This window comes from Amniculibacterium sp. G2-70 (assembly GCF_014353055.1).
GTDB lineage: Bacteria > Bacteroidota > Bacteroidia > Flavobacteriales > Weeksellaceae > Amniculibacterium > Amniculibacterium aquaticum.
On the sequence record NZ_CP060698.1, the window covers coordinates 2,200,308 to 2,224,752 of the forward strand.

A 24,445-nucleotide genomic window follows, 5' to 3' on the forward strand; every position below is an offset into this window, starting at 1 on the left:
TAGAAAACGGATGATAACATTGGTCGTAGCCATGGGCAAAAAAGGTGAAATAGGTTTGGATAACCAGTTGTTGTGGCATATGCCTAAAGACTTGAAACATTTTAAAGAAATCACTTCAGGACATCCTATTGTCATGGGACGAAAAACCTTCGAAAGCATCGGAAAAGCGTTGCCCAATCGTACCAACATCGTGGTTTCGAGAAAAGAAAATTGGTTTGAAGAAGGAATTTTGATTGTTGGCAGTCTAAAAGAAGCCTTGAAATTTGCTCAAAAAATTGATGAAAATACAATGGTCATCGGTGGAGCTGAAATTTTTAAACAAACCATAGAATTGGCAGACCGATTGGAAGTTACTTTTGTCGATTCCGAATTTGAAGCCGACACCTTCTTTCCTAAAATTCAACCCAAAATTTGGAAAATGATTGCAGAAGAAAAGCACGAAAAGGATGAGAAAAATCCTTATGATTTTTCTTTCAGAACTTACGAGAGAATTAAAACAAAGTAATAGTGCTCAATAGTCCAGAATTACAAGATATTGACTTTTGGTATCCGAGCGAAATTAATATCTTTGCACTTCAAAAAAATAAAGAATGAATAAATACATAAAACTCGTATTTGCAGGTTTATTAATGGTATTGGGAATTTACATGATGTTTTTTACCCGTAACTTAGGATGGGGGATTGTCGTATTCCTTTTATCCGCTCTTCCCATTGCCTTGTTTTTTAAAAACGAATACATCTTATTGGCTTTTTGGCAACTGAGAAAACAAAATATGCCTAAAGCTGCCGTATGGTTGTCTTCTATCAAAAATTACAAATCCCAATTGCACCGCTCTCAGTACGGGTATTTCCATTATTTGCAAGGACTTACACTGGCTCAGGATCATCCGAAAAAAGTTGAACCTTTGATGAGAAAAGCCTTGGAGTATGGATTGAACATGAAGCAAGATCGTGCTATGGCTACTTTAAATTTAGCCGCAACGGCAATTTCATCCGGAAGAAAACAAGAAGGACAAAAATTGTTGGAAGAAGCTAGAAAATTGGACAGTGCCGGTATGATGACCGATCAGATAAAAATGATGAAAGACCAGTTGAAAATGCCATCCATGCAAAAACACATGCACAATCCCAACATGAGACAAAGAGGAAAGTTTTTCTAAAAAATTAGACAAATAAAAATCCTGAGAAAATAAATTCTCAGGATTTTTTTATGCTTCAATATTTTCAGAACCCCTGTCGTAGAATTTTGGCATTTGCCATTGCAATCGTACTGCTAAAGTTCGGATAACGACAATCAGTAAAATGGTAAAAATCTGAATAAAAGTGTACGAGAAAACAGAGAGTTTTGCTAAAAGCAAAAATGTAGATCCACCCAAAATACACGCCGTTGCATAGATTTCTCTCCTGAAAATGAGTGGAATTCTGTTCAAAAGAATATCTCGGATAATACCACCAAAACAACCGGTTATGGTACCCAATGTAATGCAAATCAAAGGGTGCAATTCGGCATTCAATCCTTTTTGTAAACCGATGATGGTGAAAAGCCCCAAACCAAAACTATCGAAAATAAATAAGGTAACCCGGAATTTTTTCTCTAAAGATTTAAAAATCATGGCAAGAATTGAAGTAGAAAAAATCAAAACACACATCCAAAAATCGTGCATCCAAAAAACAGGAACATCCAATAGCAAGTCTCTTACAGTACCACCACCAACCGAGGTAACGAAGGCAATGATGAGAACGCCAAATGGATCCAACCTTTTTTGCATGGCTGCAAAACTTCCGGACATCGCAAAGGAAATGGTGCCCAAAATTTCGATAATCTGATTGAGTTGTTCGTGCATTATATTCTATTACTTTTTGACCCTCACGGCATCCGGAACCAGAAGTTCGTATTCGCCACCGTGAGTAATGATTTCTCGAACAATACTGCTGCTGATAAACGATTTTCCGGATGAAGTTAAAAGGAATACGGTTTCCAATTTTTTGTGTGCCAATGTTCTGTTGGTGTGTGCAATGGCTTTTTCAAATTCGAAATCGGCGGGGTTTCTTAATCCTCTCAATATAAATTGAGCATCTTTTTTTAAACAGTAATCAACGGTTAGACCTTCGAAAAAATCCACTTCGATATTCCCGAAATGTTCGGTAGATTTTCGGATGAACTCCATTCGTTCTTCCAACGGGAACATGTATTTTTTCTGAGAATTTTGCCCAATAGCGATGATCAATTTGTCAAACAAAGGAGCTGCTCTTTCAATAATATCGTAATGTCCTAGAGTGATCGGGTCAAAAGAACCCGGAAACACGGCTATTTTCATAATCTGTTGGTTGGATTATTTGGTTAATGCTTTTTCGACTTCATTTCCACAAAGATCTTTTATGGAGATGCCGTATATTTTTGCTTGCTGAGGAAGGATGCTTGCCGGGGAAAATCCAGGATTGGTGTTCATTTCCAACATGTACGGCGTTCCGTTCATGATGATGTATTCGCTTCTGGAAAATCCGCTCATGCCCAAAGATTCATACGCACGAATAGCGATTTCTTCTACTTTTTTTCGGGTTTCATCATCCAATCGTGCTGGGGTTATTTCCTCGGATTCGCCTTCGTATTTGGCTTTATAATCGAAAAATTCATTTTTAGGTACAATTTCAGTAATTCCCAAAACGATGGTTTTTCCACCAAAATCGACCACGCCCACAGAAACTTCGGTTCCGTTAAGGAAGCTTTCGATCAGGATTTCATCGTCTTCGGCAAAGGCAAAATCAAAAGCGGCTTTTAGATCTTCAGCATTTTTAACTTTAGAAATTCCCAAAGAAGAGCCACTTTGGTTGGGTTTTACAAAAAGTGGAAGTCCCAATTCTTCAATAATCTTTTGTTCATCAATAGGATTTCCTTTTTTCAGGTATATGCTTTTTGCTGCAGGAACGCCGTATTTTGAAAGTACCGCTAAAGTATCTTTTTTGTTAAAGGTTAATGCACTTTGATAGAAGTTGCAGCCGGTATATTTCTGTCCGATGGTGTCCCAATAGGCTTGTAATTCGCCATTTTCTCCAGGTTTCCCGTGGATGATGTTAAAGCATACATCAAATTTCAACGCTTCTCCATTTTCTAAGTTTACGGAAAAATCTCCTTTATTGATGGGATGTTTCTTTTCGTTTTCATCAAGAAAATACCATTCGTCTTTTAGGATAACCACTTTGTAAACCTGGTACAAGTCACGATCCAATGAGTCGTAAATCAATTGTCCACTTTTTAGCGAAACTTTATACTCGTCGGAGTAGCCACCCATGACTACTGCTACATTCTTCTTGTTCATGATGGGAAAAATATTTTTTCGTTATATTCACAAAAGTAATCATTTTATACTTTGTACTTAAAATTTTTAAATAAAAATAGATTCATTAAATTCCAAACAAAAGAAAGAATAAAAATTCATAATTTTCTATATATTTGCCTATTGTTTTAAAGACAAAAAAATATGCTTAAATCACTTTTCCACTGGAAAGTTTTCCTTAATATCATTATTGCAACTCTGGTTTTTTTAGGTTTGGTTTGGCTTACCTTTCGCTGGTTAGAGATCCATACCAATCACGGAAAAGAAGTGGAGGTGCCCAATGTTATGAATAAATCCGTGCACGAAGCCATTAAAATTTTAGACGACTCTGGCTTGGAATATGAGGTGGACAGCTTGCAGTATGATCCAAAATTCAAACCGTATCAGGTGCTTAAAATTTGGCCTTATCCGGGCTCTCATGTGAAAAATGGAAGAACCATAGAAATTCGTGTAAACCCAAAAACTTGGGCTCCTGTCGCAGTTCCGGATATTTTGGATCGATACAAAGGTTTGGCATTTAGACAATTGGATCGTGTGGGGCTGAAGGTTGGAGATACGCTTTTTGAACCAAGCATACAAAGAGATGCCGTCATTAGAATGACTTACAACGGTCAGGATTTGAAACCGGGAACTTTATTGCCTCGTTTTGCATCCATCAATTTGGTGATCGGAGCAGGACCCAAAAGAAACATTCCCGTCCCGAATTTGGTTGGCCTAACGGTAGCAGAAGCCAAGGCGGTCATCAAACAAAATTTATTCGAATTGGGATTGGTAGAGCATGAAGACGGTGGCAAAGACGATGGTGATATTGTCTATTACCAAGATCCTGGAGCAATGAGTACCAGGGATCAAGGAATGCAAATCGACTTGTGGGCCAGTAAAAAGACACCTGCTGAAATGCACAATAAAATTAAAGAACTGAATTCTATCTATAGAATGAAAATAGATACGACATTGCCTCCGATTCGGTATGATGAGGTGATCGTAGCTCCAGAACCTAAGTCTGAGCCAACGCCAGAACCAAAGCCTGAGCCATCGGTTGCTAAACAAGAAACCAAAATAGAGCCTGCAAAACCGGTGTCAGCAAGTGCGCCATCAAAAGAAAAAACGCAAACTAAGGTGGAGGAGAAAAAGGTAGAAAAGCCAAAAGCTAAAAAGATTATCGTAGAGTAAATAATATAAAGCTACGGCTTCAATGTTAAGTTGAAGCCGTTTTAATTTTGAATAGAAAAAGATGGAAGAAAATGAAGATTTTTTAGAAGAGAATTTTTCATTGGAAAATGCTGCTTTGGAAGACGAAAATACCGGACTCTTTGAGCATCTGAATATTGTTGTTGATAAAAATACGGAACCCCAAAGGATTGATAAATTTTTATTAATTTACCGACAAAATTCGTCTAGAAATAAGATTTCACAAACCTGCAGAGCAGGAAATGTTGTGGTGAATGGCAATCCGGTAAAACAAAATTACCGTGTGAAACCTGGCGATCAAATTTCGGTTTTACTGGCACATCCACCACGAGAAAATGTCATCGTACCTCAGGATATCCCTGTGAATATCGTTTATGAAGATGAGGACTTGGTAGTCGTCGATAAAGAACCGGGAATGGTAGTCCATCCTGGATTTGGAAATTGGGACGGAACTTTGGTGAATGCATTGGCATTTCATTTTGAAAAAAATGGCGAAAAATCGGATCTGGATAGGGTAGGCTTGGTGCATCGAATTGATAAAGATACCTCCGGACTTTTGGTAATTGCCAAAAACGAATATGCCTTGAGTTTTTTGGCCAAACAATTTTTTGATCGTACCACCAAAAGGCTCTATTGGGCTTTTGTTTGGGGCAATTTACAAGATGATGAAGGAGTCATTCGTGGACATATTGGGAGGCATCCCAAAAATAGAATGCAAATGTCGGTTTATGAAGACGGCAGCCAAGGAAAACATGCCGTTACCCATTTCAAAGTCTTAGAACGATTTCGGTACATGACTTGGGTGGAATGCAAATTGGAAACCGGTAGAACGCATCAGATTCGAGCGCATTTTCGTCACATTGGTCATACCTTGTTCAACGACGAGCGTTATGAAGGTCATGTGGCACTCCGTGGTGTGAATTTGCCTAAGTATAAGCAGTTTATACAAAATATGTTCGAGGTATTGCCGAGACATGCCTTGCATGCTCATACTTTGGGTTTTGTACATCCAACCACCAAAAAAGAAATGTATTTTGAAAGCAAAATGCCGGAGGATATGGAGAATGCCGTAAAAAAATGGAGAAAATATTTAGAAAATTAAATTTATATCAAGTTTTTGTTTATATTTGTTGAATTGAAATTCAGATTTGTTATGAAAAAACTATATGCTATCGTATGTTTAGCCTTCATGTCGGGGGCCTATCAAGCTCAAGAAACATTGCCCTACTATCAACAATATCTTTTGGACGGTGATTTCTTGTTCAACCCCGCACAATACGGTAAGACAGATGACATTCATGTAAACTTAAATTACCAAAAACAATTCTCAAAGTTTGATGACTCCCCAAATGTGCAATCCGTGGGGGTTCATGCAAATATCTATGATAGATTAGGTGCCGGTATTTCCATTTTTAGAGATGCGAATGGACCTATTTCTTCGGGTGGACTGACAGCAGGTTTGTCTTATTTTATTCCGATTTCAGATGAAGGAGAAAGAAAAGATCAATTCTCATTCGGTACAAGTGTTTCTGCATATAATATGAATTTTGATTACACAAAAATCAATGTAGAAAACCAAAACGACCAATTGTTGCAAGGAGATGGCAGCAACATCTTCATGGTTTATGCCAATTTAGGTTTAGCAGCTTCTTATAGAAATTTATTCGGAGGTGTTTCCGTGAATGACATTGCTCTTTCCAACGATCAATCCATCGTTAATGGTATTGAACCTTCACCAATCAAGATTTTCTTAAACTTAGGATACGATTGGCATTTTGCGGATAACATGTATGTGACTCCACAAGCGATGATTAATCTGAATACCAACTCTTCCAGAACAATGGATGCCAGCTTGTTGGGTACATTCTATAACGACAATACTTCATTTTCTGCAGGTGCAAGTTTTAGATATGTTCAAAACAGATACGACAACCAATCTCTTGAGATTTCACCGGTTATTAAAGCAAAATTCAACAAGTTTGTTTTCGGTGCTACTTACAACATCGGATTGTCAGATATTCAAAAATACGGTGGCAACAGCTTTATGTTAGGCGTTGGTTACAACTTCGAGAATGTTTTGAACAGAAGAGGTTTCAGATACTAAGAAAAAAATCAATAATTTTGAGCTCCGAAATATTCGGAGCTTTTTTTATGATATACATTCACATTCCTTATTGCAAACAGAAATGCAGTTATTGCAATTTCCATTTTTCAACCTCAATTCACTCCAAGGACGATTTTCTATTGGCGCTCCATAAAGAAATCGATCTTCGCGAGAAAGAGTTGGAGAGTAAACGGTTAAAGACTTTGTATTTTGGTGGCGGTACACCTTCGCTTTTGTCGGTGGATGAAATAAAAAGAATCTTGGAAAAAATTCAAAAATATTTTGATTTAGACTCCAATATCGAGATTACTTTAGAAGCCAATCCGGATGATCTAACAGCAAAATATGTGAAAGAACTTAGTACTTCAGGAATTAACCGATTGTCGGTTGGTGTGCAAAGTTTTTTTGATGAAGATTTGAAACTGATGAATCGTGCTCATAATGCTTCAGAAGCCGATTCGGCCATCAAAAGAGCTCAGGATATTGGGTTGGAAAACATCAGCATCGACCTTATTTATGGCAGTCCAACTTCCAATTTAGAAATGTGGAAGGAAAATCTTAATAAAACCATTGTACTTCAGGTGCCTCATGTTTCGTCCTATGCACTGACCGTTGAACCTAAAACCGCTTTGAACCAATGGATAAAAAGTGGAAAAATATCGTCTCCCAACGAGTCGCATCAAAATGAAGAATTTTATTGGATGGTCGATTTTTTGAAAAATCAAGGTTTTGAACATTATGAAATTTCTAATTTTGCCAAACCTGGATTCCATTCCAAGCACAATGCGGCGTATTGGAAGTACCAACCCTATTTAGGACTCGGACCGTCTGCGCATTCTTACGATGGCCGTAATACCAGAAGTTGGAATGTATCCAATAACATCCATTACATCCGAGATCTGAACCAAGAAAAATTACCGAAAGAAGAAGAAACGCTTTCGGACTACGACCGATACAACGAAGCCTTGATGATAGGTCTAAGAACGAGTTGGGGACTCAGCTTGAATTGGATGAAATCCAATTTTTCCGATAAGTTTATGGAGCATTTGGAGCAATCCATTCAACCCAAAATGGATCAAGGAATTTTGGAAATAGAAAATGGATATCTAAAAATCCCAGAAAAGCATTGGTTCATGGCCGATGGTATTGCTTCGGATCTGTTTTTGTTGGAATAATTTTCTACACTTTTGAATTTGAATCGACCTTAATTCATTAATTTTGCACAAAATTTTCATTTTGAAAAAAAATACCAAAGATTACAGCCATCTTTCCGCACAGCAACCCATCGGGATTTTTGATTCCGGTGTTGGTGGACTTACCGTAGCCAAAGAAATAAAACGATTATTACCGAACGAAAACTTTATTTACTACGGCGATACCAAGCATTTGCCGTATGGAGAGAAATCCAAAGAAGCCATTGTGGGGTATGTAACCAAGATCACCAATTTCTTACTCGAAAATAATTGTAAGGCCATTGTGATTGCTTGTAATTCGGCAACGGCAAATGCTTTGAAAGAGGTTTTGGATTTGGTAGTCGATAAAGTACCTGTTATTGATGTCATCAATCCTGTTGCTGAAAAAGTAGCTTTCGAGTTGCATAACAATATTGGAGTTATTGCCACCAAAGCAACCGTAAATACGGGTTTGTACAAGAAAACCATTCGTAAACACAACAAGTTTATAAAAGTGGACGAGCTTGCAACTCCGCTTCTTGTCCCTGCGATCGAAGAAGGATTCAGAAATCATCCGATAACTCATGCTATTATTTATAATTATCTTAGTAGTAGTAAGTTGAAAGATATTGAGACGCTAATTTTGGGTTGCACCCACTATCCGTTGTTGTTGGATGAAATAAAACAATTCTACGGAAATAGAGTTCGTGTTATTGATTCTCCAAATATTGTTGCCAACGAATTAAAGCAGATTTTAGAGAAAAACAATCTTCTAAATTCTAGAAATAACCAACCGGAATATCAGTTTTATCTGTCGGATCTGACCAAGAATTTTGAAAAAATTTCTAAGAAAATATTTGGAAATTCCATACAGTTGGTTCATAAATTATTGTAGTAACAAACTGTAATTCAATAAAATACTCCTCAGGTTTTCTCTAAGGAGTATTTTTTATACGGTAATCTATTGGAGATTAATTTTCTTTTTTTACAGCTTTTTTAGCTTTAGCTTTAGGAGCTGCTTCTTCTTTTTCAGCTTTAGGTGTAGCTGCTTTTTTAGTTGTTTTCTTAGCCGGTTCTTCAGCAACAACCTCAGCTTCAGTAACGGTTTCTTTTACTTCCTCCGCTTTTACAAAGCTTTCCGGAGTGATGTATCCTGCTTTTTGAAGTAGGTTGTACCATTGTGCCAATTTTTTGATATCCGAGATGTACACTCTTTCTGTATCGTAGTTAGGCAACGCTTTTTCCATGAAATCCTTTAAATCAGCATCTTTCGATTTGTGGGGAATGGTTTCTTTGAAATCTGTTACTTTTGCAATGTTTTCGAATACTTCGAACAAAGGAACTTCTTTCTCGAAAGTGAACATGGCGATATTATCCAACAAACTCACTTGTGAAGAGTTTCCGATACTTACTTTTTTTCTAGTTGTAATGTCTTCAATAATGAATCCGTTTCTTACTTGAGAAACAAGTTTGAAAAGCCCTGGTTTACCAGAAATTGAAATGATTTTCTCTAACTGCATAATGCTTTATTTTTTGTAATATTTTATTAATTATAATTATTTGGGGAATCTCATTTTGTACGATACTCCAACTTCCCCTTGTGTTATTTTGCTAAGTTTTCCTTTTACCAATTTCTTTTTCAGAGGAGAAAGATGATCGGTAAAAAGCACTCCTTCGATGTGGTCGTATTCATGTTGAATAACACGGGCACGAATATCCGAATAAGTTTCGGTTTTTTTAACGAAATTTTCGTCATAATATTCTATCACGATGGTTTCTTTTCTCTTGACATCTTCACGAACATCAGGAATAGAAAGACAACCTTCATTAAACTTCCATTCTTCGCCGCTTTCTTCTAAGATTTGAGCATTGATGAAAACCTTTCTAAAAGATTTCAACTCTTCGGCAATATCGGCATAATCTTCATCTTCCGCCAATGGAGAGACATCTACGATAAACAAACGAATGTCTAAGCCAACTTGTGGCGCTGCCAATCCAATGCCGTTGGCACCGTACATGGTCTCGTACATGCTGTCTATCAAAGCGTTCAGTTCGGGATAGTCGGCGTCTATGTTGTGGCATATTTTTCTTAAAACCGGATCCCCAAAGGCTCTTACTGGTAATATCATCTTGTTCTAACTTCTAAAAAATTTTGTAAAATTATTGTAGCACTCATTTTATCAATCAGTCCTTTATCTTGTCTGGCTTTCTTATTCTTTCCGCTCTGGCTTATGAAAAATGAAGCCATCTTAGAGGTGAATCTTTCGTCCATCCTTTCTATTTTTATTTCTGGAAATTCCATCGAGAATTTATTAATGAATTCTAAAATGTCATTTTCTACCTCCGACATATTTCCTTTTAAATCTACTGGTTGGCCAACCACCAAAATATCGATCGTATTTTGGCTGTAGTACTTTTTAAAAAAGTCCATCAAGCCTTGTGTGGCAACGGTTTCTAATCCGCTGGCAATCATTTGCAAATCGTCCGTTGCTGCAAGACCACATCTCGCTTTTCCGTAGTCCAGTGCTAATATTTGTCCCATAGATTTGCAAATGTACTAAATTTTAAAAAATATGGAGTGCATGATTTATTTTAGTCCGCATTTCGAAAATTATTTTTAATTTAGTTTATTCTAAAATACCATGATATGAAAAAGCTAATTCTCGTTCGGCATGCAAAAAGCGATTGGCCCGAAAATACTGAAGATATCGATAGACCTTTAGCTGAATCCGGAGTAGATGAGGCTCAAAAAATGTCGGAATTTTTAAAAACTCGAGGATTAGAATTTGATAAATTAATATCCAGCCCCGCAAAAAGGACTCTGAAGACTTGTGAAATTTTCAACGAAATTTTCGAAACAGACTCAACAATTAATTCAAAACTTTACAATCCTTCAGAAAATAATTTCCTGTCTGTGATCTACGATTTGGACGATAGCGATACTTCCATCGCCATGTTTTCGCACAACAACGGGATTTCTAATTTTGCCAATTACCTTACCGAAGGACTCTTTCATTTCCCAACCTGTGGTGTTGCAGGCTTCGAAATCAATTGCAACAAGTGGTCGGATTTTGATGCAGCAGACAAAAAAATGATCTTCTTCTACGAACCTCAAAATATTTAATTTTTTTGGGATGATGCATTCCTCTTCTTTACCGGCACTTGTCGAGTTCCATTCCAAAACCTGTGGTTCTTGCCAAACCATGGAAAATATCATCAAAGAATTAAAGTTAAAATTCGGTAATAGCATCAACTTTATTTCCATTGATGTAGATGAGTATCTTCCCATTGCCGAACATTTTGATGTGAAGTCGGTACCCACTTTTATTCTTATAAATAATGAAGTTCAGATTTGGCGAAAATCCGGACTGATTTCTAAAAAAGAATTTTCAGATCTGCTAAAGCAACAACTCGATTTGTTGTAAAAATATTTTGAACTTGTATTTTGTATAATTTTGGTTAATTTTACCCCCATCATGACCAAAGTTTTACTTCTTTCAGATACCCACTCGTATATCGATTCTAGGATTTTAGAATATGCCAAACAAGCAGATGAAATCTGGCATTGCGGAGATTTTGGCTCCGGAGTTATCGATGAACTGAAGAATATAAAACCTCTGAGAGGAGTTTATGGCAATATTGATGATGCTGGCGTGAGAGCTGAATTTCCTGAAGTATTGAGTTTTTTCTGCGAAAATGTTAAAGTTTTGATGATTCACATTGGTGGATATCCCGGGAAATACACCGCGCTTGCAAAATCTGAACTGAAAAAACACCAACCTAAGATGTTTATTTCTGGACATTCTCATATTCTAAAAGTGATGTACGATCAGAATAATTCGTTGTTGCACCTTAATCCTGGGGCTTGTGGTAATGTTGGTTGGCATAAGATGAGAACCCTGTTGCGGTTTGTAATCGATGGTGATGAAATTAAAGATTTGGAAGTGATCGAATTGGGAACAAGATAATTTTAAGATGAAAATTGGAGATGTAGTTTCGGTATTGGATGAAGATCTGGAGGGGATGGTCACCTCTTGTCAGGGAGATGTAGTCTGTTTTAAAGACGAATTTGGCTTTATCCATCGCTATCCCAAAAAAGAAGTGGTACCAAAAGACAAATCGTTGTATGCGGATATGACAGTTAATAAAAAAAATGAAACGGTAAAAAAGATTGTATCCAAAAAGCACAATAAAAATCATTTGGTTTTGGATCTTCATTTTGAAAAACTGGTGGATAATCCCATAGAATTTAGCAGTTTTGAGAGGTTGTTTATCCAAAAAAAGAAACTGATGGACACTTTGGATTTCTGCAGAGAAAATCGTTTGAAAAAATTGGAAATTGTCCACGGTATCGGAGATGGTACACTGCAACAAATGGTCGTTCGTGTACTGGAAAATCAGGTCGGACTAGAAATACATCACATGGAAGTCCTGAAGCAACAATCGGGAAATATTATGGTGTTTTTTCAATAAAAAAAACTTCGATAAAAGTACATTTACCTTCATCGAAGTTCTATTTAACAATATAATTTGGTTTACTTTTTCTTTGGCTCTTCGGCAACAAAGCTGAAGCTGGTGGCGTAGAACTTGTTGTTTTTCAACTCTCCACTCACCAATGCTTTTTTAGTGATATTGCAATATCCATCATCTGCATGAGCATCGCCAAGGGATTTTTTGCTTACTCCTTCAACATAATAAGGTTTACCGTCAATTTTCACAGCTATGGCGCAACCTTTATCGCTTTTCATGTTGTAGATGCACATTCCGCATCCGGATTCAACCACTTGTTTGTCCAATTTTTTTTGAGCGAAAAGCATTACGGAAAACAACATTAAAAATAATCCTACTAATTTTTTCATTGTACTTAATTTTGTTGGGTTAAAGGTACTTATATTTCTTGTCATGCAACAAATGATATTGCTCACTTATTTTTATCATGAATTTTATAAGACGGATTATTTTAATAAATTTGCGTTTTCAACCTATGGAGAAATTAAAATTGTTATTTACAAAAGACGGACTTCAGTACCAAATTTTAAAAAATAAAAGCGTATTGGAAGAGCAATCGTTTTTGCCAGCACCAGATCAGGAAATATTTTCTGTTTCTGAAAAATTAGATGAGGTTTTAGCTAAAAAGGATTTCAAAGAAATCTCTGTAGTTTCTGCGCTCAATCACTTTTCGATAACACCGGATCACTTTAATCAGCACGATTTGGGTTACGATTTGTTGGCTCTAAACGCTCCTGTAGATCAAGAAAATGAAGAGTTGATGCTATCCATCAATAAAAAATTCAGAGTTCAATTTTATTATTCCTTTCCACAGAATTTATATCAAAAACTAAAAAGACAATCTGCAGAAGTCGCTTTTAATTTTTCCGGCGAAAAGTTTCTCAATACCCTTGTGCACAAGCATAAGAAAGAAATTCACATCAACTTATACCACCAACAATGCGAGTTTTTTGCCCTTAGCGAAAAGCAAGTGGTTTTGTACAACAATTTGGATGTCAATTCAGAGGTCGATTTCTTGTATTTCATCATGTTTACCCTTAGTAAAATTGGTTTTGGTACCCAAGATACTTACTTTTATGTCTATGGAGAAACTACAGAAAACGATACTTTTATTTCTGAACTTCGAAAGTTTGTGAAACACCTGAAAATTATCTTTGATAATCTCCCGGGAAAAAATTTCATTTTAAATTAAGCTTTATCTAAAGCCTAATAAATACAATTATTTTTATGTATAGAATCATTAGTGGTCAATGGAAGGCCAAAAAAATAGCTGCACCAAAACATTTTGAAGTAAGACCCACTACGGATTTTGCCAAAGAAGCCTTGTTCAGTATTTTAGATAACCGATACGATGTCGAGTTTTGCTCGGTGTTGGATCTCTTTGCCGGGATTGGATCTATTTCCTTAGAATTTGCCTCCAGATATTGTCAGGATGTAACCTCTGTTGAAATGAATACCAAACATGCGGGTTTCATCCATTCAACTGCAGCAGATCTAGGACTGTCTTTAGCTTTGAACATCCAAAGAGCCGATGTTTTTGAATGGCTAAAAAAACAAAGAGGTAAAAAGCAATACGACATAGTATTTGCAGATCCTCCGTACGATATGGAAGTCGAAAAATACCATGAATTGGTTGCAACGGTGATGAACAATCCTTTTCTTAAAGAAAACGGAGTGTTTATCTTGGAGCATCAAAGTCGTATGAAATGGGATCATCCTTTGTTGATGGAAACCAGAAAGTACGGCAATGTGAGTTTTTCTTTTTTTAAAAATGAACAACAAGAAGAGCAATCTGAGGGCTAATTTTTTTTGATGATGAATACCAAAGAACAAAAATTAGAAGCATTCGGTAAATTGCTGGATATTATGGACGACTTGCGAGAGAAATGTCCTTGGGACAAAAAGCAAGATTGGCAATCGCTCCGACATCTGACTTTGGAAGAGGTCTATGAACTCTCAGATTCTATCCTGAAAGAAGATTTACCCGAAATAAAAAAAGAGTTGGGAGATGTGCTTTTGCATTTGGTATTTTATGCCAAATTGGGTTCAGAGACTCGCTCTTTCGATATTGCCGATGTCATCAATGCGCTGAATGAAAAACTTATCTTTAGACATCCGCATATTTATGGAGATGTCGAAGTTGCTGATGAGGAAGAGGTGAAACAAAATTGGGAAAAATTAAAACTGAAAGAAGGAAATAAGTCCATTTTGTCGGGAGTTCCAAAAGGTTTGCCCAGTTTGGTAAAAGCGTACAGAATACAAGATAAAGTGAAAGGTGTGGGCTTTGATTTTCCAAACAAAGATCAATCTTGGAAAAAAATTGAAGAAGAATTTGCCGAATTCATGTACGAAGACGATCCTGTGAAAAAGGAAATGGAATTGGGCGATGTTTTATTTTCCATCATCAACCACGCCAGGATCATCGGCATCAATCCGGATACGGCGCTGGAAAAAACCAATCAGAAATTCATCAACCGCTTTCAGAAAATGGAAAAAATGGCGGAAAAAAACCAATACCAGTTGGATCAATTGTCGATTGACGAGTTGGATCATCTCTGGGAATTGGCGAAAAGAGAGGAGAAATAATCTGTAAAGTTACTCTCATTAAAAACAAATAAGGCTACCTGTTTCGGTAGCCTTACTTTTTTATCTGTGGTTGGTCTTCAACTGTTCTATTTTTCGAGTTACAATCTCTTGATCCATAATTGGTGCCGACTCTACCACCACATTGTGTGGAGATACACCCCAAGCTTTGAAATCGTCACTGCCTATGTATTTTACAAAATTATAAATATTGAGTGTGATTTTTTCTTTCACCGTAAGTAAAGTTTCATTGATGTAAGTGTTGTCAATGATTACATATTTCAAATCCGGTGGGATGTTGTGATCTCTGAGCGATGGATGCGAGCTTCTTCCGGAAATAACCTCATCCTCAATCATGTCCTTCAGTACCTGATCAAAATAGTCGTTAATTCTACGATCTACTTTAAAACCGAGTAAGAAATTTATTCTGTAGATGGTTCCCGGCATAATTTCATCCACAAAATATTTGAAGGTATATGGGTCTTCTTGGTTAATGATGTTGAGAATGAAGTAATGATCGGCTCTTTTCGGTTGTTTTCTTATGATGGAGTAGATGATCTTGGATTCAATTTCATCTTCTCTTTTGGCACGGCTCAAAAAGGCCAGGTTGGTTGCATATTTAGGGATGGTCTCGTCCAATTTCATGTCCTTGATGATGGGTACATACTTGTCCAATTTTACAAAAGTGATGAATTTGGTTTTGATGCGTCTCCCGTTGAACCAAGCATACATGCATATCCCGATAAAACCACCAAGTACAACGGTAATCCAACCGCCTTCAAAAAACTTAATGATGTTGGCCGAGAAAAACCCTATTTCTATGGATAAATAAACAATGATAAATGCCAAAATCAATAATTTATTGGCTCTTTTCTTCAGCAACCAATATACCAAAAGTATGGAGGTCATCAACATGGTTACCGTAATGGAAAGTCCGTAGGCAGCCTCCATTTTGCCGGACTCTTCGAAGTGTAGAACGACAATTAAACAAAATAGCAGCAATCCCCAATTGATTCTAGGGATGTACATCTGACCTTTTACTCCGGATGGATAATCGATTTTTTGGTTGGGCCAAAAATTAAGAGACATCGCTTCAGAAAAAATGGTAAATGATCCGGAGATCAAGGCTTGACTGGCAATAATAGCGGCGGCAGTAGCCAAAATAACCCCGGGAATAACAAACCATTCGGGCATGATGCCAAAAAATGGATTGATGCTTACGGTTTTTCCTGCATTATGTTCATTCAATAACCATGCGCCTTGTCCCAAATAATTTAGGATCAGCATGATTTTTACAAAAGCCCAACTGACACGAATATTGATTTTACCACAATGTCCAAGATCCGAATAAAGTGCTTCTGCACCCGTTGTACATAAGAATACTGCACCTAAAATAATAATGGCACTAGGAGATTCTACAATCAAATTGTACGCATAATAGGGGTTGAAAGCTTTTAGAATTTCAAAATTGGTTAGCAAATGCATGGTGCCAATACCTCCCAAAACCAAAAACCAAATGACCATAACAGGTCCAAAATATTTTCCAATAAAACTGGTACCAAATTGTTGGATGATGAAAATAACCAAAAGTATCACACAAGTGATCAGCACAACAGGTGTATGCGGGTTGTAGATTTGTAAACCTTCAATAGCCGACATCACGGTTAATGAAGGGGTGATGACTCCGTCTGCCACCAAAGCCGCTGCGCCGACAATGGCAATCAGGTAAAGCCATCCTTTTTTTAAATTTTTCACCAAAGAAAAGAGAGCCAAAATACCGCCTTCGCCTTTGTTATCAGCGCGAAGTGCGATGATGACATATTTGATGGTCGTTTGTAAGGTGAGTGTCCAGATAACACAAGATAGCGCTCCTTCGATGTATTCATCAAAAGGCAGGGCTGATCCGGATTTAAAAGCCGAAACGATGGCTTTCATTACATAGAGAGGAGAGGTTCCGATGTCTCCAAAGACGATGCCTAAAGAAACAAGTACTCCAATAAAAGTTAATTTTTTGGTGTCAAAATGATGACCCCCTTCAGTGCTTTTTGCCATTTTCTGAAAATAATTTGCAAATATAAATTTATTTTTAAATCGAGCGGTTTTTTATCATTGCTTAAATGATAGAATTGTAAATAAATTACTGTGGCTATTGTTTAAGTATTTGGTTATTAACTTGTTTGCTTTTGTTGTTGAATGAAAAAAGCATAATAAAAATATAAAAAAACCGTGTTTAAACAAAAAAAGACGCAAATAAATGCGTCTTAATTGGTATGTTTAGATTTATGCTTTTATATACATTGCTTTTTTGATTTCTTCTTTTACCTTTTCCAATTTTGGAAACCATTCTGCAAATAAAGCTGCAGAATAAGGTGCAGGTGCATCTGGAGTGGTGATTCTTTTGATTGGGGCATCCAAATAATCGAAAGCTTTTTGCTGAACCATGTAAGTAATTTCCGAAGCAACACTTGCAAATGGCCAAGCCTCTTCCAATATAACCAAACGGTTGGTTTTTCTTACAGAAGTTAATACGGTTTCGTAATCCAAAGGTCGTACCGTTCTTAGGTCGATAACCTCCACAGAAATTCCTTCTTTTTCCATGTCTTCAGCTGCTTGAAGAGCCAATTTCATAATTTTACCAAAAGATACCAAAGTAACATCTTTACCTTCTTTTTTGATATCGGCTTTTCCAATTGGGATGTAATATTCTTCTTCTGGAATTTCCATTTTGTCACCGTACATTTGTTCGGATTCCATGAAAATTACAGGGTCATTATCTTGAATGGCTGTTTTCAACAATCCTTTTGCATCGTAAGGGTTAGACGGTACTACCACTTTCAGTCCCGGACAGTTGGCGTACCAGCTTTCCAACGCTTGTGAGTGTGTGGCTCCCAATTGTCCCGCAGATGCCGTTGGACCACGGAAAACGATAGGGCAGTTCCATTGTCCACCGCTCATTTGTCTAATTTTTGCAGCATTGTTGATGATTTGGTCAATCCCTACCAACGAGAAGTTAAAGGTCATGAACTCAACAATCGGTCGGTTGCCGTTCATGGCAGCACCTACAGAAATACCGGCAAAACCAAGTTCGGCAATGGGGGTGTCTATCACTCTTTTGGGACCAAACTCGTCCAACATTCCTTTAGAAGCTTTGTAAGCACCGTTGTACTCTGCTACTTCTTCACCCATCAAATAAATCGACTCGTCTTTGCGCATTTCTTCGCTCATTGCTTGTGCAATTACTTCACGAAAAGTATATTCTGCCATAGTTTAATTTTAAATTTGAACTGCAAAATTAACGATTTTCTTATTATGTTGTGAATTCATTTTTAATTTTAGAAAATTTTCTACTTTCAATACAGTTTAAATGCCAAGACCATCCTTTTTTTTGGGATGGTCTTGGTGGGTGTTATTTTATGTTAAATTTAATTCGCTTTATGCCAAATTTGACTTCTTCCGATTAATGAGAATCCGATGTAGCCTCTTACATTCAGGTTGTTGCCGTCTTTTTTAATAATGCATTTATAGACTTTTCCATTTTTAGGATCTGTGATGGTGCCGCCAGAAAATTCATCTCCATCTTTACTAAGATCTCTTACGATTTCCAAACCAATCAATGGTTTATTTTTTCTGTCGTCCTTGCATTTTACACAAGTGTCGTGTTCTGGCTTTGTTAGGAGTTGGGATATTTTTCCATAATATTTGCCGTCCGATTTTTTATAAATTTCGATGATGGATTTTGCTTTTCCTGTTTCATCGTCTATCGTTTTCCATTTTCCTTCTATTTGTGCATAAGAAAGCGTACCCATCAGCAAGGCTCCAAATGCAAAAAATAATTTTTTCATATCGTTTAATATTTATTTGGTTAAAATTAAATAATTTTTTCAAATAATAAACATTTTTATTATTTGTTGTCTGATTTTCAATAAATATGCCAAAGGTTTTAAAAGATTGTTGTTAGTTTAGCTTTCTATTGATCACCCTATTCATGTAGTCTTGGTACCAAGCCTTGGATAGTGTAATTCCTTTGTCTATTTCAGGATTTTTTATTTTTCCCAAAATGTTGTTTTCCATATTCAGGTCATCTTTTTTATACACTGCGACTACATTTTTTCCATCAAAACGATAAATGAAATTCCCGATAATGAAGTTTTCCATCACCGAATCGGAGTTTACAACAATTGGTGTACCTTGGTTTTCCGAAAGTACACTTTGTCCCCAAGATCTAATTTTTTTAGGATAACCAATCAGATCTGCTAAAGTTGGGTAAATGTCCATTTGTTGCGTGGTCTTTGTGATGTTTCCCGTCAAGTTGTATTTGGGATTGGGCGAGTAAAATAAAACCGGAATGGCAAAACGATTCATTGCTTTTTCGTATTCTGGATAGCCAATTTGGTTGGTGTGGTCGGCAACCAAAACAAAAATGGTGTTGTGGTACCAAGGCATTTTTTTGGCGGTTTCAAAGAATTTCTTCAAGGCAAAATCGGTATATCCAATCGGTTCGTGGATTTCTAACGGTCCTTTTTTGAATTTGCCTTTATATTTTTCCGGTACCTTAAAAGGATGATGAGAGGATACGCTGAAAAGTGTGGACATGAAAGGTTGTTTGGTTTTATCCAAATTTTTAGCGAAATATTGGAAGAACGGCTCGTCCCAAATCCCCCAAATCCCATCAAAATCCTGATCGTTGTTGTATTCTGTTTTCCCAAAATAATGTTTGAAACCCAAGATGTTCCCAAAGCCTAAAAATCCCATACTGCCGTTGGAAGCACCGTGGTAAAACGAGGTGTCGTAGCCCATTTCGTTGGTGATGGAAACTATGGATTGTATTTTTTGATTGGAAAATGGTGAGCTGGTAAATGCATCCGTCAGGCTGGGGATTCCGGCCAGGATAGAACTCATCCCATGGATGGATTGTCTGCCGTTGGCAAAGGCATTGGTCCAGATCATACTGTGTTGTGCAAGGCTATCTACAAAAGGAGTGTAAGAAACAAAATTTTTGATTTTTGTGTCCTTGTTGAAGGCACCGGAATATTCTTTGCCAAAACTTTCTAATATAAAAATGACGATGTTGGGTTTGGATTCTACATTGCGGGTGGGATAGCTTTTGTACGGGACAATGTTTTGGTCGATGTATTTTTCATCAACAAAATTTACCAATTCAAAATTATTGGTATTCATGGTTCTGAAAAATGAAAAAACAGAATTAAGAACCAGGTTGGCCTGCACCGGATTTTTGACATAACGGTTGGCATCCACCAGGTTTACAGGTCGTGTGCTGTGCTTGAAATCGCCCCGGATACCACCTATGGCTAAAGTGACAATGACGCAAAGGGAAACGATGGAGCTGATGAAGTAAGGGATGAGTTTTGTAGGTTTTTGTTCGTCAACACTTAATTTTTTATAGAGAAATACCCAAATTGACATGCAAAGTACAAAAGCAACAGCAACCGATGGATTTTGAATTAATGAAATCCCAAAAACCTTAGAAATATTGGTTTCGTTTTGTGCAACATGAAGGGCAGTGGTGGTCAGTCGTGCTTGTGAAAATTTGAAATAAATAAAATCCCCAAAATTCATGATGAAAGCGATTCCGTTGGTGATGAAATACAGCCAAAACAAAAATTTCTGATAGACTTTTTTAGTGTTTATGGTCAACGGCAGGATGCTGAGCAGAATAAAAAGTCCATTGACATACAGTATGGCGGTGGTATCGAACTGGGTGCCGTGATAGGCCAAACTGAGGTAGTCGGAAACCGAATCGACCTTGATGAGCTCTTTGTTGTACCACCAAAACAGCAATCTGGCGATTTGATAAAAAACAAAAACTAAAAATATTCTATAAAATAAAAGGACAATTTCCTGTATTCGGACTTCTTTCGTGGAGATTTTCATGCTGCAAATTTAGGATTTTACATTGTATTTGAAATTGATTTATGGGTAATAATCTATTTTAGTAATATAAATAATTATAACAATTTCTGTTTATGTTTTTATGTGTAAGTTCTTGAATATTAATAGGATTGTCTTAAATCTAAATTCAACCTTCTAACTGTCCACTTCTTTTGTATTTTTGTAAAAATTTATTTGAATCATGAACGAAGCAACGATTTTAAAACAAATTATAGAAAATAGAAGAAGCATCTATCCTAAAAATTATAGTTCGAAACCCATTGAGGATGAGGTTTTGGGGGAGATTTTGTCATCATCAAACTTTGCGCCCAATCATAAAAAAACCAAACCTTGGCGTTTTCATTTGTTGAAAGGCGAAGCATTGACCAACTTGAGTTTGGAGATACAAAAAATATACAAAGAAACCACACCGCAACATTTGTTTCTACAAAAAAAACACGACGATTTTGCCCATAAAATAAGTCAGACTTCAGCAATCATTCCTATCGTTGTTAATTACAGTGGGCTCGTTCCTCAGTGGGAAGAGGTGGCAGCGGTTTCCATGGCGGTACAAAACATGTATCTTACAGCAACCGCTCATAAGGTGGGATGTTATTGGAGTTCGCATCCCGTTTTTCATCAACTGAAATCGTATTTTGAACTTGAAGAAAATCAAGAATGCCTCGGGCTTTTCTATCTTGGTAATGTAGCGGAAAATTAAAAATAAATTTTAGTCAAAGACTTTGTTGTGTGATAAATAAAAAAAACTTATTTTTGCACACTTAAATATTAATCGGGACGAGATCCCTTAAAAACAACAATTATGTCAGTAAAAATCAGATTACAAAGACACGGTAAAAAAGGAAAACCTTTCTTTCACATCGTAGTAGCAGATTCAAGAGCAAAAAGAGATGGTAAATTCATCGAGAAATTGGGAACATACAATCCAATCACGAACCCTGCAACCATCGATTTGAATGTAGATGCAGCAGTACAATGGTTGAACAACGGTGCACAACCGTCCGATACCGCTAGAGCAATCCTTTCTTACAAAGGTGCTTTGTACAAAAAACATCTTCAAGGTGGTGTAGCTAAAGGTGCTTTCGACGAAGCTGAAGCTGAAAAAAGATTTGCAGCTTGGGTAGAAGCTAAAGAAGCTAAAGTACAAGGTAAAGTAGATGGATTGGTACAATCTAAAGCAGACGCTAAAAAAGCAGCTTTGGAAGCAGAAGTTAAAGTAAACGAAGCAAGAATCGCAGCAGCAGCTCAAGCTGAAGCCGATGCTAAAGCAGCAGCTGAAGCTACTGAAGAAGTAGTAGCAGAAGAAACTCCAGCAACTGAAGGAGAAGAGCAAGCTGAAGCTTAAGAAATTATAAAAATAATTATCTTTGCAGAGACGCGATTTATTCGCGTCTCTCTTATTTTATAGATTTATTATGAACAAAAAAGATTGCTATTTTTTAGGCAAAATCACCAGAAAACACGGCTTGCAAGGCAATGTAATCCTAAAATTAGATACCGACCAACCTTCGCATTACGATCGATTAGAAGGCGTTTTTCTAGAAGTAAACGGATTGTTAGTTCCTTTTTTTATTGAAAAACAGCAGTGGTCCAAAGACGATACTAAAATTATTTCGTTTAAAAATGCAAGTGAGCAAATGGTGGAACAAAGCATCGGGAAAAATGTATTTCTCCCGCTATCGACCTTGCCAATATTGACAGGAAAGAAATTTTATTATCACGAAGTTGTTGGGTATTCTATTGTGGATCAAGATGGTACGGATTGTGGAGTGGTGAAAGAAGTGAACGACCAAACGGCTCAACATTATTTTATTCTTGATTTGGATGGAAAAGAGGTGATCATTCCCATCATCAAAGATTGGATTTTGGAGGTTAACAGAGACGAAAAGAAAATAAAAATGCAGTTGCCGGACGGCTTGTTGGATGTGTTTCTAACAAAAGCCGTTAGGGACGAATAGGGAAAAAGATTGAATGTGCTTTCCGCTCTATAATTTCAATCATTTTGTGCATAGAAATCGCACACTTTACAATAATTAAGCCAAAAATCACTAAATTTGCGGTTCATTGAATTTTTACAAATGAAAAGACAAACGATAAAATCTTTATTAGCAGATTATAAAAAAGTTCTTCATCACGATATTACCGTGCAAGGTTGGGTTAGAGCATTCCGTTCCAACCGTTTTATAGCCCTTAACGACGGTTCTACCATCAACAACTTACAAGTGGTGGTGGATTTTGAATCCTTTGACGAAGAAACCATTAAAAATATTAAAACCGCCTCTTCTCTAAAAATTGTTGGCGAAGTGGTAGAAAGTCAAGGTGCTGGACAAAATATTGAAATTATTGCCAAGAAAATCGAAATTTTAGGCGATAATTTTTCTGAAGATTTGGAGAAAACCGTGCTTCAACCTAAAAAGCATTCCTTAGAAGTGCTTAGAGATCAGGCGCATTTGCGTTTTAGAACCAATTTGTTTTCTGCCGTATTTAGAATTCGTCATGCCATTTCTTTTGCCATTCACAAATTCTTCAACGATGGCGAATTTTTCTACATTCACACTCCTCTTATTACCGGTGCCGATGCCGAAGGTGCTGGGGAAATGTTCAGCGTAACAGGATTTGACCTGAATGAAGTGCCAAGAACTGAAGACGGATCTGTAGATTACGAGTCGGATTTCTTTGGTAAAAAAACCAGCCTTACCGTTTCCGGACAGCTCAATGTAGAAACGGCCATGATGGGATTGGGCAGGGTATATACTTTTGGACCAACTTTCCGTGCAGAAAACTCCAACACCACAAGACACCTTGCCGAGTTTTGGATGGTAGAGCCGGAAGTTGCCTTCAACGATTTAGAAGACAACATCGACCTTGCTGAAGATTTCTTGAAATTCGTAATTTCGTATGTACTAGAAAATTGCAAAGACGATTTGGAATTCCTAGACAAGAGGTTTGCCGAAGAGCAAAAGCAAAAACCAGAGAAAGATAGAGCCAAAGAAGGGTTGATTGAAAAATTGGAGAATGTGGTGAAAAAGAGATTTATGAGAGTTTCTTATTCCGAAGCCATCGAAATTTTGATGAACTCCAAAGAAAATAAAAAAGGAAAATTCCAATTTCCTGTAGAAGCTTGGGGTTGCGATCTTCAAAGTGAGCACGAAAGATATTTGGTAGAAAAACATTTCGAAAGTCCAGTGGTTTTGTTTGATTATCCTGCAGAAATCAAAGCATTCTACATGAAACTGAACGAAGATGGAAAAACGGTAAGAGCGATGGATGTTCTTTTCCCTGGGATTGGCGAGATTATCGGTGGATCGCAGAGAGAAGAAAAACTATCGGTACTGAAAGCCAAAATGGAAAAAATGAAAGTGGACGAACACGAACTTTGGTGGTATCTGGATACCCGAAAATTTGGATCGGTTCCGCATTCTGGTTTCGGTTTGGGATTGGAAAGATTGGTACTTTTCATCACCGGGATGACCAATATCCGAGATGTAATTCCTTTCCCAAGAACACCAAAAACGGCAGAGTTTTAATTTAAACAAAAATATAAAATTAAGCATTGACCGATTTGTGTAAAATAGTTGTAAATTTATTTCACCAAATCGGTCAATTGATATTTTATCATCATCATTTTTCAACAGACAACG

At 37.0% G+C, this 24,445-nt stretch carries 29 protein-coding genes; 18 read left to right on the forward strand and 11 right to left on the reverse strand.

Annotated elements, in window-relative coordinates:
- Positions 1-10 precede the first annotated feature (10 nt).
- Positions 11-505, forward strand: coding sequence for a dihydrofolate reductase (locus H9Q20_RS10170; RefSeq protein WP_124639819.1), 495 nt, complete (start codon positions 11-13; stop codon positions 503-505).
- Between the two features lie 85 nt (positions 506-590).
- The gene (locus tag H9Q20_RS10175) at positions 591-1,160 is read left to right on the forward strand and encodes a tetratricopeptide repeat protein (protein WP_124639821.1); all 570 of its coding nucleotides are present in this window, start codon (positions 591-593) and stop codon (positions 1,158-1,160) included.
- 48 nt (positions 1,161-1,208) lie between these two features.
- On the opposite strand, the gene H9Q20_RS10180 is transcribed toward H9Q20_RS10175, so the two are convergent.
- The 3 genes from H9Q20_RS10180 to H9Q20_RS10190 are packed head-to-tail and all read right to left on the reverse strand — an operon-like array spanning position 1,209 to position 3,317.
- Positions 1,209-1,844, reverse strand: a complete 636-nt coding sequence (locus H9Q20_RS10180; protein WP_124639823.1) for a trimeric intracellular cation channel family protein — start codon at positions 1,842-1,844, stop codon at positions 1,209-1,211.
- 9 nt (positions 1,845-1,853) lie between these two features.
- Entirely contained in the window at positions 1,854-2,318 is a 465-nt protein-coding gene (coaD, locus tag H9Q20_RS10185) for a pantetheine-phosphate adenylyltransferase (protein ID WP_124639825.1), read from the reverse strand.
- A 15-nt stretch (positions 2,319-2,333) separates the two neighbouring features.
- Positions 2,334-3,317, reverse strand: coding sequence for a D-alanine--D-alanine ligase (locus H9Q20_RS10190; RefSeq protein WP_124639827.1), 984 nt, complete (start codon positions 3,315-3,317; stop codon positions 2,334-2,336).
- Between the two features lie 162 nt (positions 3,318-3,479).
- Here H9Q20_RS10190 and H9Q20_RS10195 point away from each other — a divergent pair, with 162 nt between their 5' ends.
- The 5 genes from H9Q20_RS10195 (at position 3,480) to murI (ending at position 8,697) form a co-directional block, all read left to right on the forward strand.
- Positions 3,480-4,508, forward strand: a complete 1,029-nt coding sequence (locus H9Q20_RS10195) for a PASTA domain-containing protein (protein ID WP_124639829.1) — start codon at positions 3,480-3,482, stop codon at positions 4,506-4,508.
- Between the two features lie 61 nt (positions 4,509-4,569).
- Positions 4,570-5,628, forward strand: coding sequence for an RluA family pseudouridine synthase (locus H9Q20_RS10200; RefSeq protein WP_124639830.1), 1,059 nt, complete (start codon positions 4,570-4,572; stop codon positions 5,626-5,628).
- 51 nt (positions 5,629-5,679) lie between these two features.
- Positions 5,680-6,630: a PorP/SprF family type IX secretion system membrane protein gene (locus tag H9Q20_RS10205; RefSeq protein WP_124639832.1), complete on the forward strand. Its 951-nt coding sequence runs from the start codon at positions 5,680-5,682 to the stop codon at positions 6,628-6,630.
- A 47-nt stretch (positions 6,631-6,677) separates the two neighbouring features.
- Positions 6,678-7,805 (forward strand): radical SAM family heme chaperone HemW, encoded by a 1,128-nt coding sequence (gene hemW, locus H9Q20_RS10210; protein ID WP_187477654.1) that lies wholly within the window; start codon positions 6,678-6,680, stop codon positions 7,803-7,805.
- A gap of 61 nt (positions 7,806-7,866) precedes the next feature.
- Positions 7,867-8,697: a glutamate racemase gene (gene murI / locus H9Q20_RS10215; protein ID WP_124639836.1), complete on the forward strand. Its 831-nt coding sequence runs from the start codon at positions 7,867-7,869 to the stop codon at positions 8,695-8,697.
- A gap of 76 nt (positions 8,698-8,773) precedes the next feature.
- Here murI and H9Q20_RS10220 read toward each other — a convergent pair whose 3' ends face one another.
- Genes H9Q20_RS10220 through ruvX form a run of 3 tightly spaced genes read right to left on the reverse strand, consistent with a single transcriptional unit; the run spans position 8,774 to position 10,344 of the window.
- Complete coding sequence (locus tag H9Q20_RS10220; protein ID WP_187477655.1) at positions 8,774-9,322, reverse strand: DUF5606 domain-containing protein; 549 nt, start codon at positions 9,320-9,322, stop codon at positions 8,774-8,776.
- A 36-nt stretch (positions 9,323-9,358) separates the two neighbouring features.
- Positions 9,359-9,931, reverse strand: coding sequence for a peptide deformylase (gene def / locus H9Q20_RS10225; RefSeq protein ID WP_124639840.1), 573 nt, complete (start codon positions 9,929-9,931; stop codon positions 9,359-9,361).
- Positions 9,928-10,344 carry a Holliday junction resolvase RuvX gene (gene ruvX / locus H9Q20_RS10230; RefSeq protein WP_124639842.1) on the reverse strand — a complete coding sequence of 139 codons (417 nt, stop codon included), beginning with the start codon at positions 10,342-10,344 and terminating at the stop codon, positions 9,928-9,930. The genes def and ruvX overlap by 4 nt, the downstream gene beginning before the upstream one ends.
- A 105-nt stretch (positions 10,345-10,449) precedes the next feature.
- Between ruvX and H9Q20_RS10235 the strand changes: the two genes are divergently transcribed.
- Genes H9Q20_RS10235 through H9Q20_RS10250 form a run of 4 tightly spaced genes read left to right on the forward strand, consistent with a single transcriptional unit; the run spans position 10,450 to position 12,275 of the window.
- Positions 10,450-10,926, forward strand: coding sequence for a SixA phosphatase family protein (locus H9Q20_RS10235; protein ID WP_187477656.1), 477 nt, complete (start codon positions 10,450-10,452; stop codon positions 10,924-10,926).
- 10 nt (positions 10,927-10,936) lie between these two features.
- On the forward strand, positions 10,937-11,227 hold the full coding sequence (locus H9Q20_RS10240; protein ID WP_187477657.1) for a thioredoxin family protein: 291 nt from the start codon (positions 10,937-10,939) through the stop codon (positions 11,225-11,227).
- A 51-nt stretch (positions 11,228-11,278) separates the two neighbouring features.
- Entirely contained in the window at positions 11,279-11,770 is a 492-nt protein-coding gene (locus tag H9Q20_RS10245; RefSeq protein ID WP_124639848.1) for a metallophosphoesterase family protein, read from the forward strand.
- A 7-nt stretch (positions 11,771-11,777) separates the two neighbouring features.
- A complete protein-coding gene (locus tag H9Q20_RS10250; RefSeq protein ID WP_187477658.1) occupies positions 11,778-12,275 on the forward strand; it encodes a Smr/MutS family protein in 498 nt (165 codons plus the stop codon).
- Positions 12,276-12,337: 62 nt separating this feature from the next.
- Here the strand turns inward: H9Q20_RS10250 and H9Q20_RS10255 are convergent, their stop codons facing one another.
- Positions 12,338-12,661, reverse strand: a complete 324-nt coding sequence (locus H9Q20_RS10255) for a DUF6370 family protein (RefSeq protein WP_241154715.1) — start codon at positions 12,659-12,661, stop codon at positions 12,338-12,340.
- A 125-nt stretch (positions 12,662-12,786) separates the two neighbouring features.
- On the opposite strand from H9Q20_RS10255, the gene H9Q20_RS10260 reads away from it, so the two are divergent.
- Genes H9Q20_RS10260 through mazG form a run of 3 tightly spaced genes read left to right on the forward strand, consistent with a single transcriptional unit; the run spans position 12,787 to position 14,897 of the window.
- The gene (locus H9Q20_RS10260; RefSeq protein WP_124639852.1) at positions 12,787-13,503 is read left to right on the forward strand and encodes a DUF3822 family protein; all 717 of its coding nucleotides are present in this window, start codon (positions 12,787-12,789) and stop codon (positions 13,501-13,503) included.
- A gap of 35 nt (positions 13,504-13,538) precedes the next feature.
- Positions 13,539-14,114, forward strand: a complete 576-nt coding sequence (locus H9Q20_RS10265) for an RsmD family RNA methyltransferase (protein ID WP_124639854.1) — start codon at positions 13,539-13,541, stop codon at positions 14,112-14,114.
- A gap of 12 nt (positions 14,115-14,126) precedes the next feature.
- Positions 14,127-14,897 (forward strand): nucleoside triphosphate pyrophosphohydrolase, encoded by a 771-nt coding sequence (mazG, locus tag H9Q20_RS10270; RefSeq protein ID WP_124639980.1) that lies wholly within the window; start codon positions 14,127-14,129, stop codon positions 14,895-14,897.
- 60 nt (positions 14,898-14,957) lie between these two features.
- Here mazG and H9Q20_RS10275 read toward each other — a convergent pair whose 3' ends face one another.
- From H9Q20_RS10275 to H9Q20_RS10290, 4 genes are all read right to left on the reverse strand, one after another.
- Entirely contained in the window at positions 14,958-16,946 is a 1,989-nt protein-coding gene (locus H9Q20_RS10275) for a KUP/HAK/KT family potassium transporter (protein ID WP_124639856.1), read from the reverse strand.
- Between the two features lie 228 nt (positions 16,947-17,174).
- Positions 17,175-18,158 (reverse strand): pyruvate dehydrogenase complex E1 component subunit beta, encoded by a 984-nt coding sequence (locus H9Q20_RS10280; protein ID WP_187477659.1) that lies wholly within the window; start codon positions 18,156-18,158, stop codon positions 17,175-17,177.
- Positions 18,159-18,316: 158 nt separating this feature from the next.
- Positions 18,317-18,736 (reverse strand): DUF2147 domain-containing protein, encoded by a 420-nt coding sequence (locus H9Q20_RS10285; RefSeq protein ID WP_124639860.1) that lies wholly within the window; start codon positions 18,734-18,736, stop codon positions 18,317-18,319.
- A 112-nt stretch (positions 18,737-18,848) separates the two neighbouring features.
- Complete coding sequence (locus H9Q20_RS10290) at positions 18,849-20,786, reverse strand: LTA synthase family protein (RefSeq protein ID WP_124639862.1); 1,938 nt, start codon at positions 20,784-20,786, stop codon at positions 18,849-18,851.
- A gap of 199 nt (positions 20,787-20,985) precedes the next feature.
- On the opposite strand from H9Q20_RS10290, the gene H9Q20_RS10295 reads away from it, so the two are divergent.
- The 4 genes from H9Q20_RS10295 to asnS all read left to right on the forward strand — a co-directional run bounded on the left by H9Q20_RS10295 (position 20,986) and on the right by asnS (position 24,331).
- Positions 20,986-21,504: a nitroreductase gene (locus H9Q20_RS10295; RefSeq protein ID WP_124639864.1), complete on the forward strand. Its 519-nt coding sequence runs from the start codon at positions 20,986-20,988 to the stop codon at positions 21,502-21,504.
- A 102-nt stretch (positions 21,505-21,606) separates the two neighbouring features.
- Complete coding sequence (locus tag H9Q20_RS10300; RefSeq protein ID WP_124639866.1) at positions 21,607-22,149, forward strand: 30S ribosomal protein S16; 543 nt, start codon at positions 21,607-21,609, stop codon at positions 22,147-22,149.
- Between the two features lie 70 nt (positions 22,150-22,219).
- Positions 22,220-22,762 carry a ribosome maturation factor RimM gene (gene rimM / locus H9Q20_RS10305; RefSeq protein WP_124639868.1) on the forward strand — a complete coding sequence of 181 codons (543 nt, stop codon included), beginning with the start codon at positions 22,220-22,222 and terminating at the stop codon, positions 22,760-22,762.
- 120 nt (positions 22,763-22,882) lie between these two features.
- The gene (gene asnS, locus H9Q20_RS10310; protein ID WP_187477660.1) at positions 22,883-24,331 is read left to right on the forward strand and encodes an asparagine--tRNA ligase; all 1,449 of its coding nucleotides are present in this window, start codon (positions 22,883-22,885) and stop codon (positions 24,329-24,331) included.
- Positions 24,332-24,445: the final 114 nt, after the last annotated feature.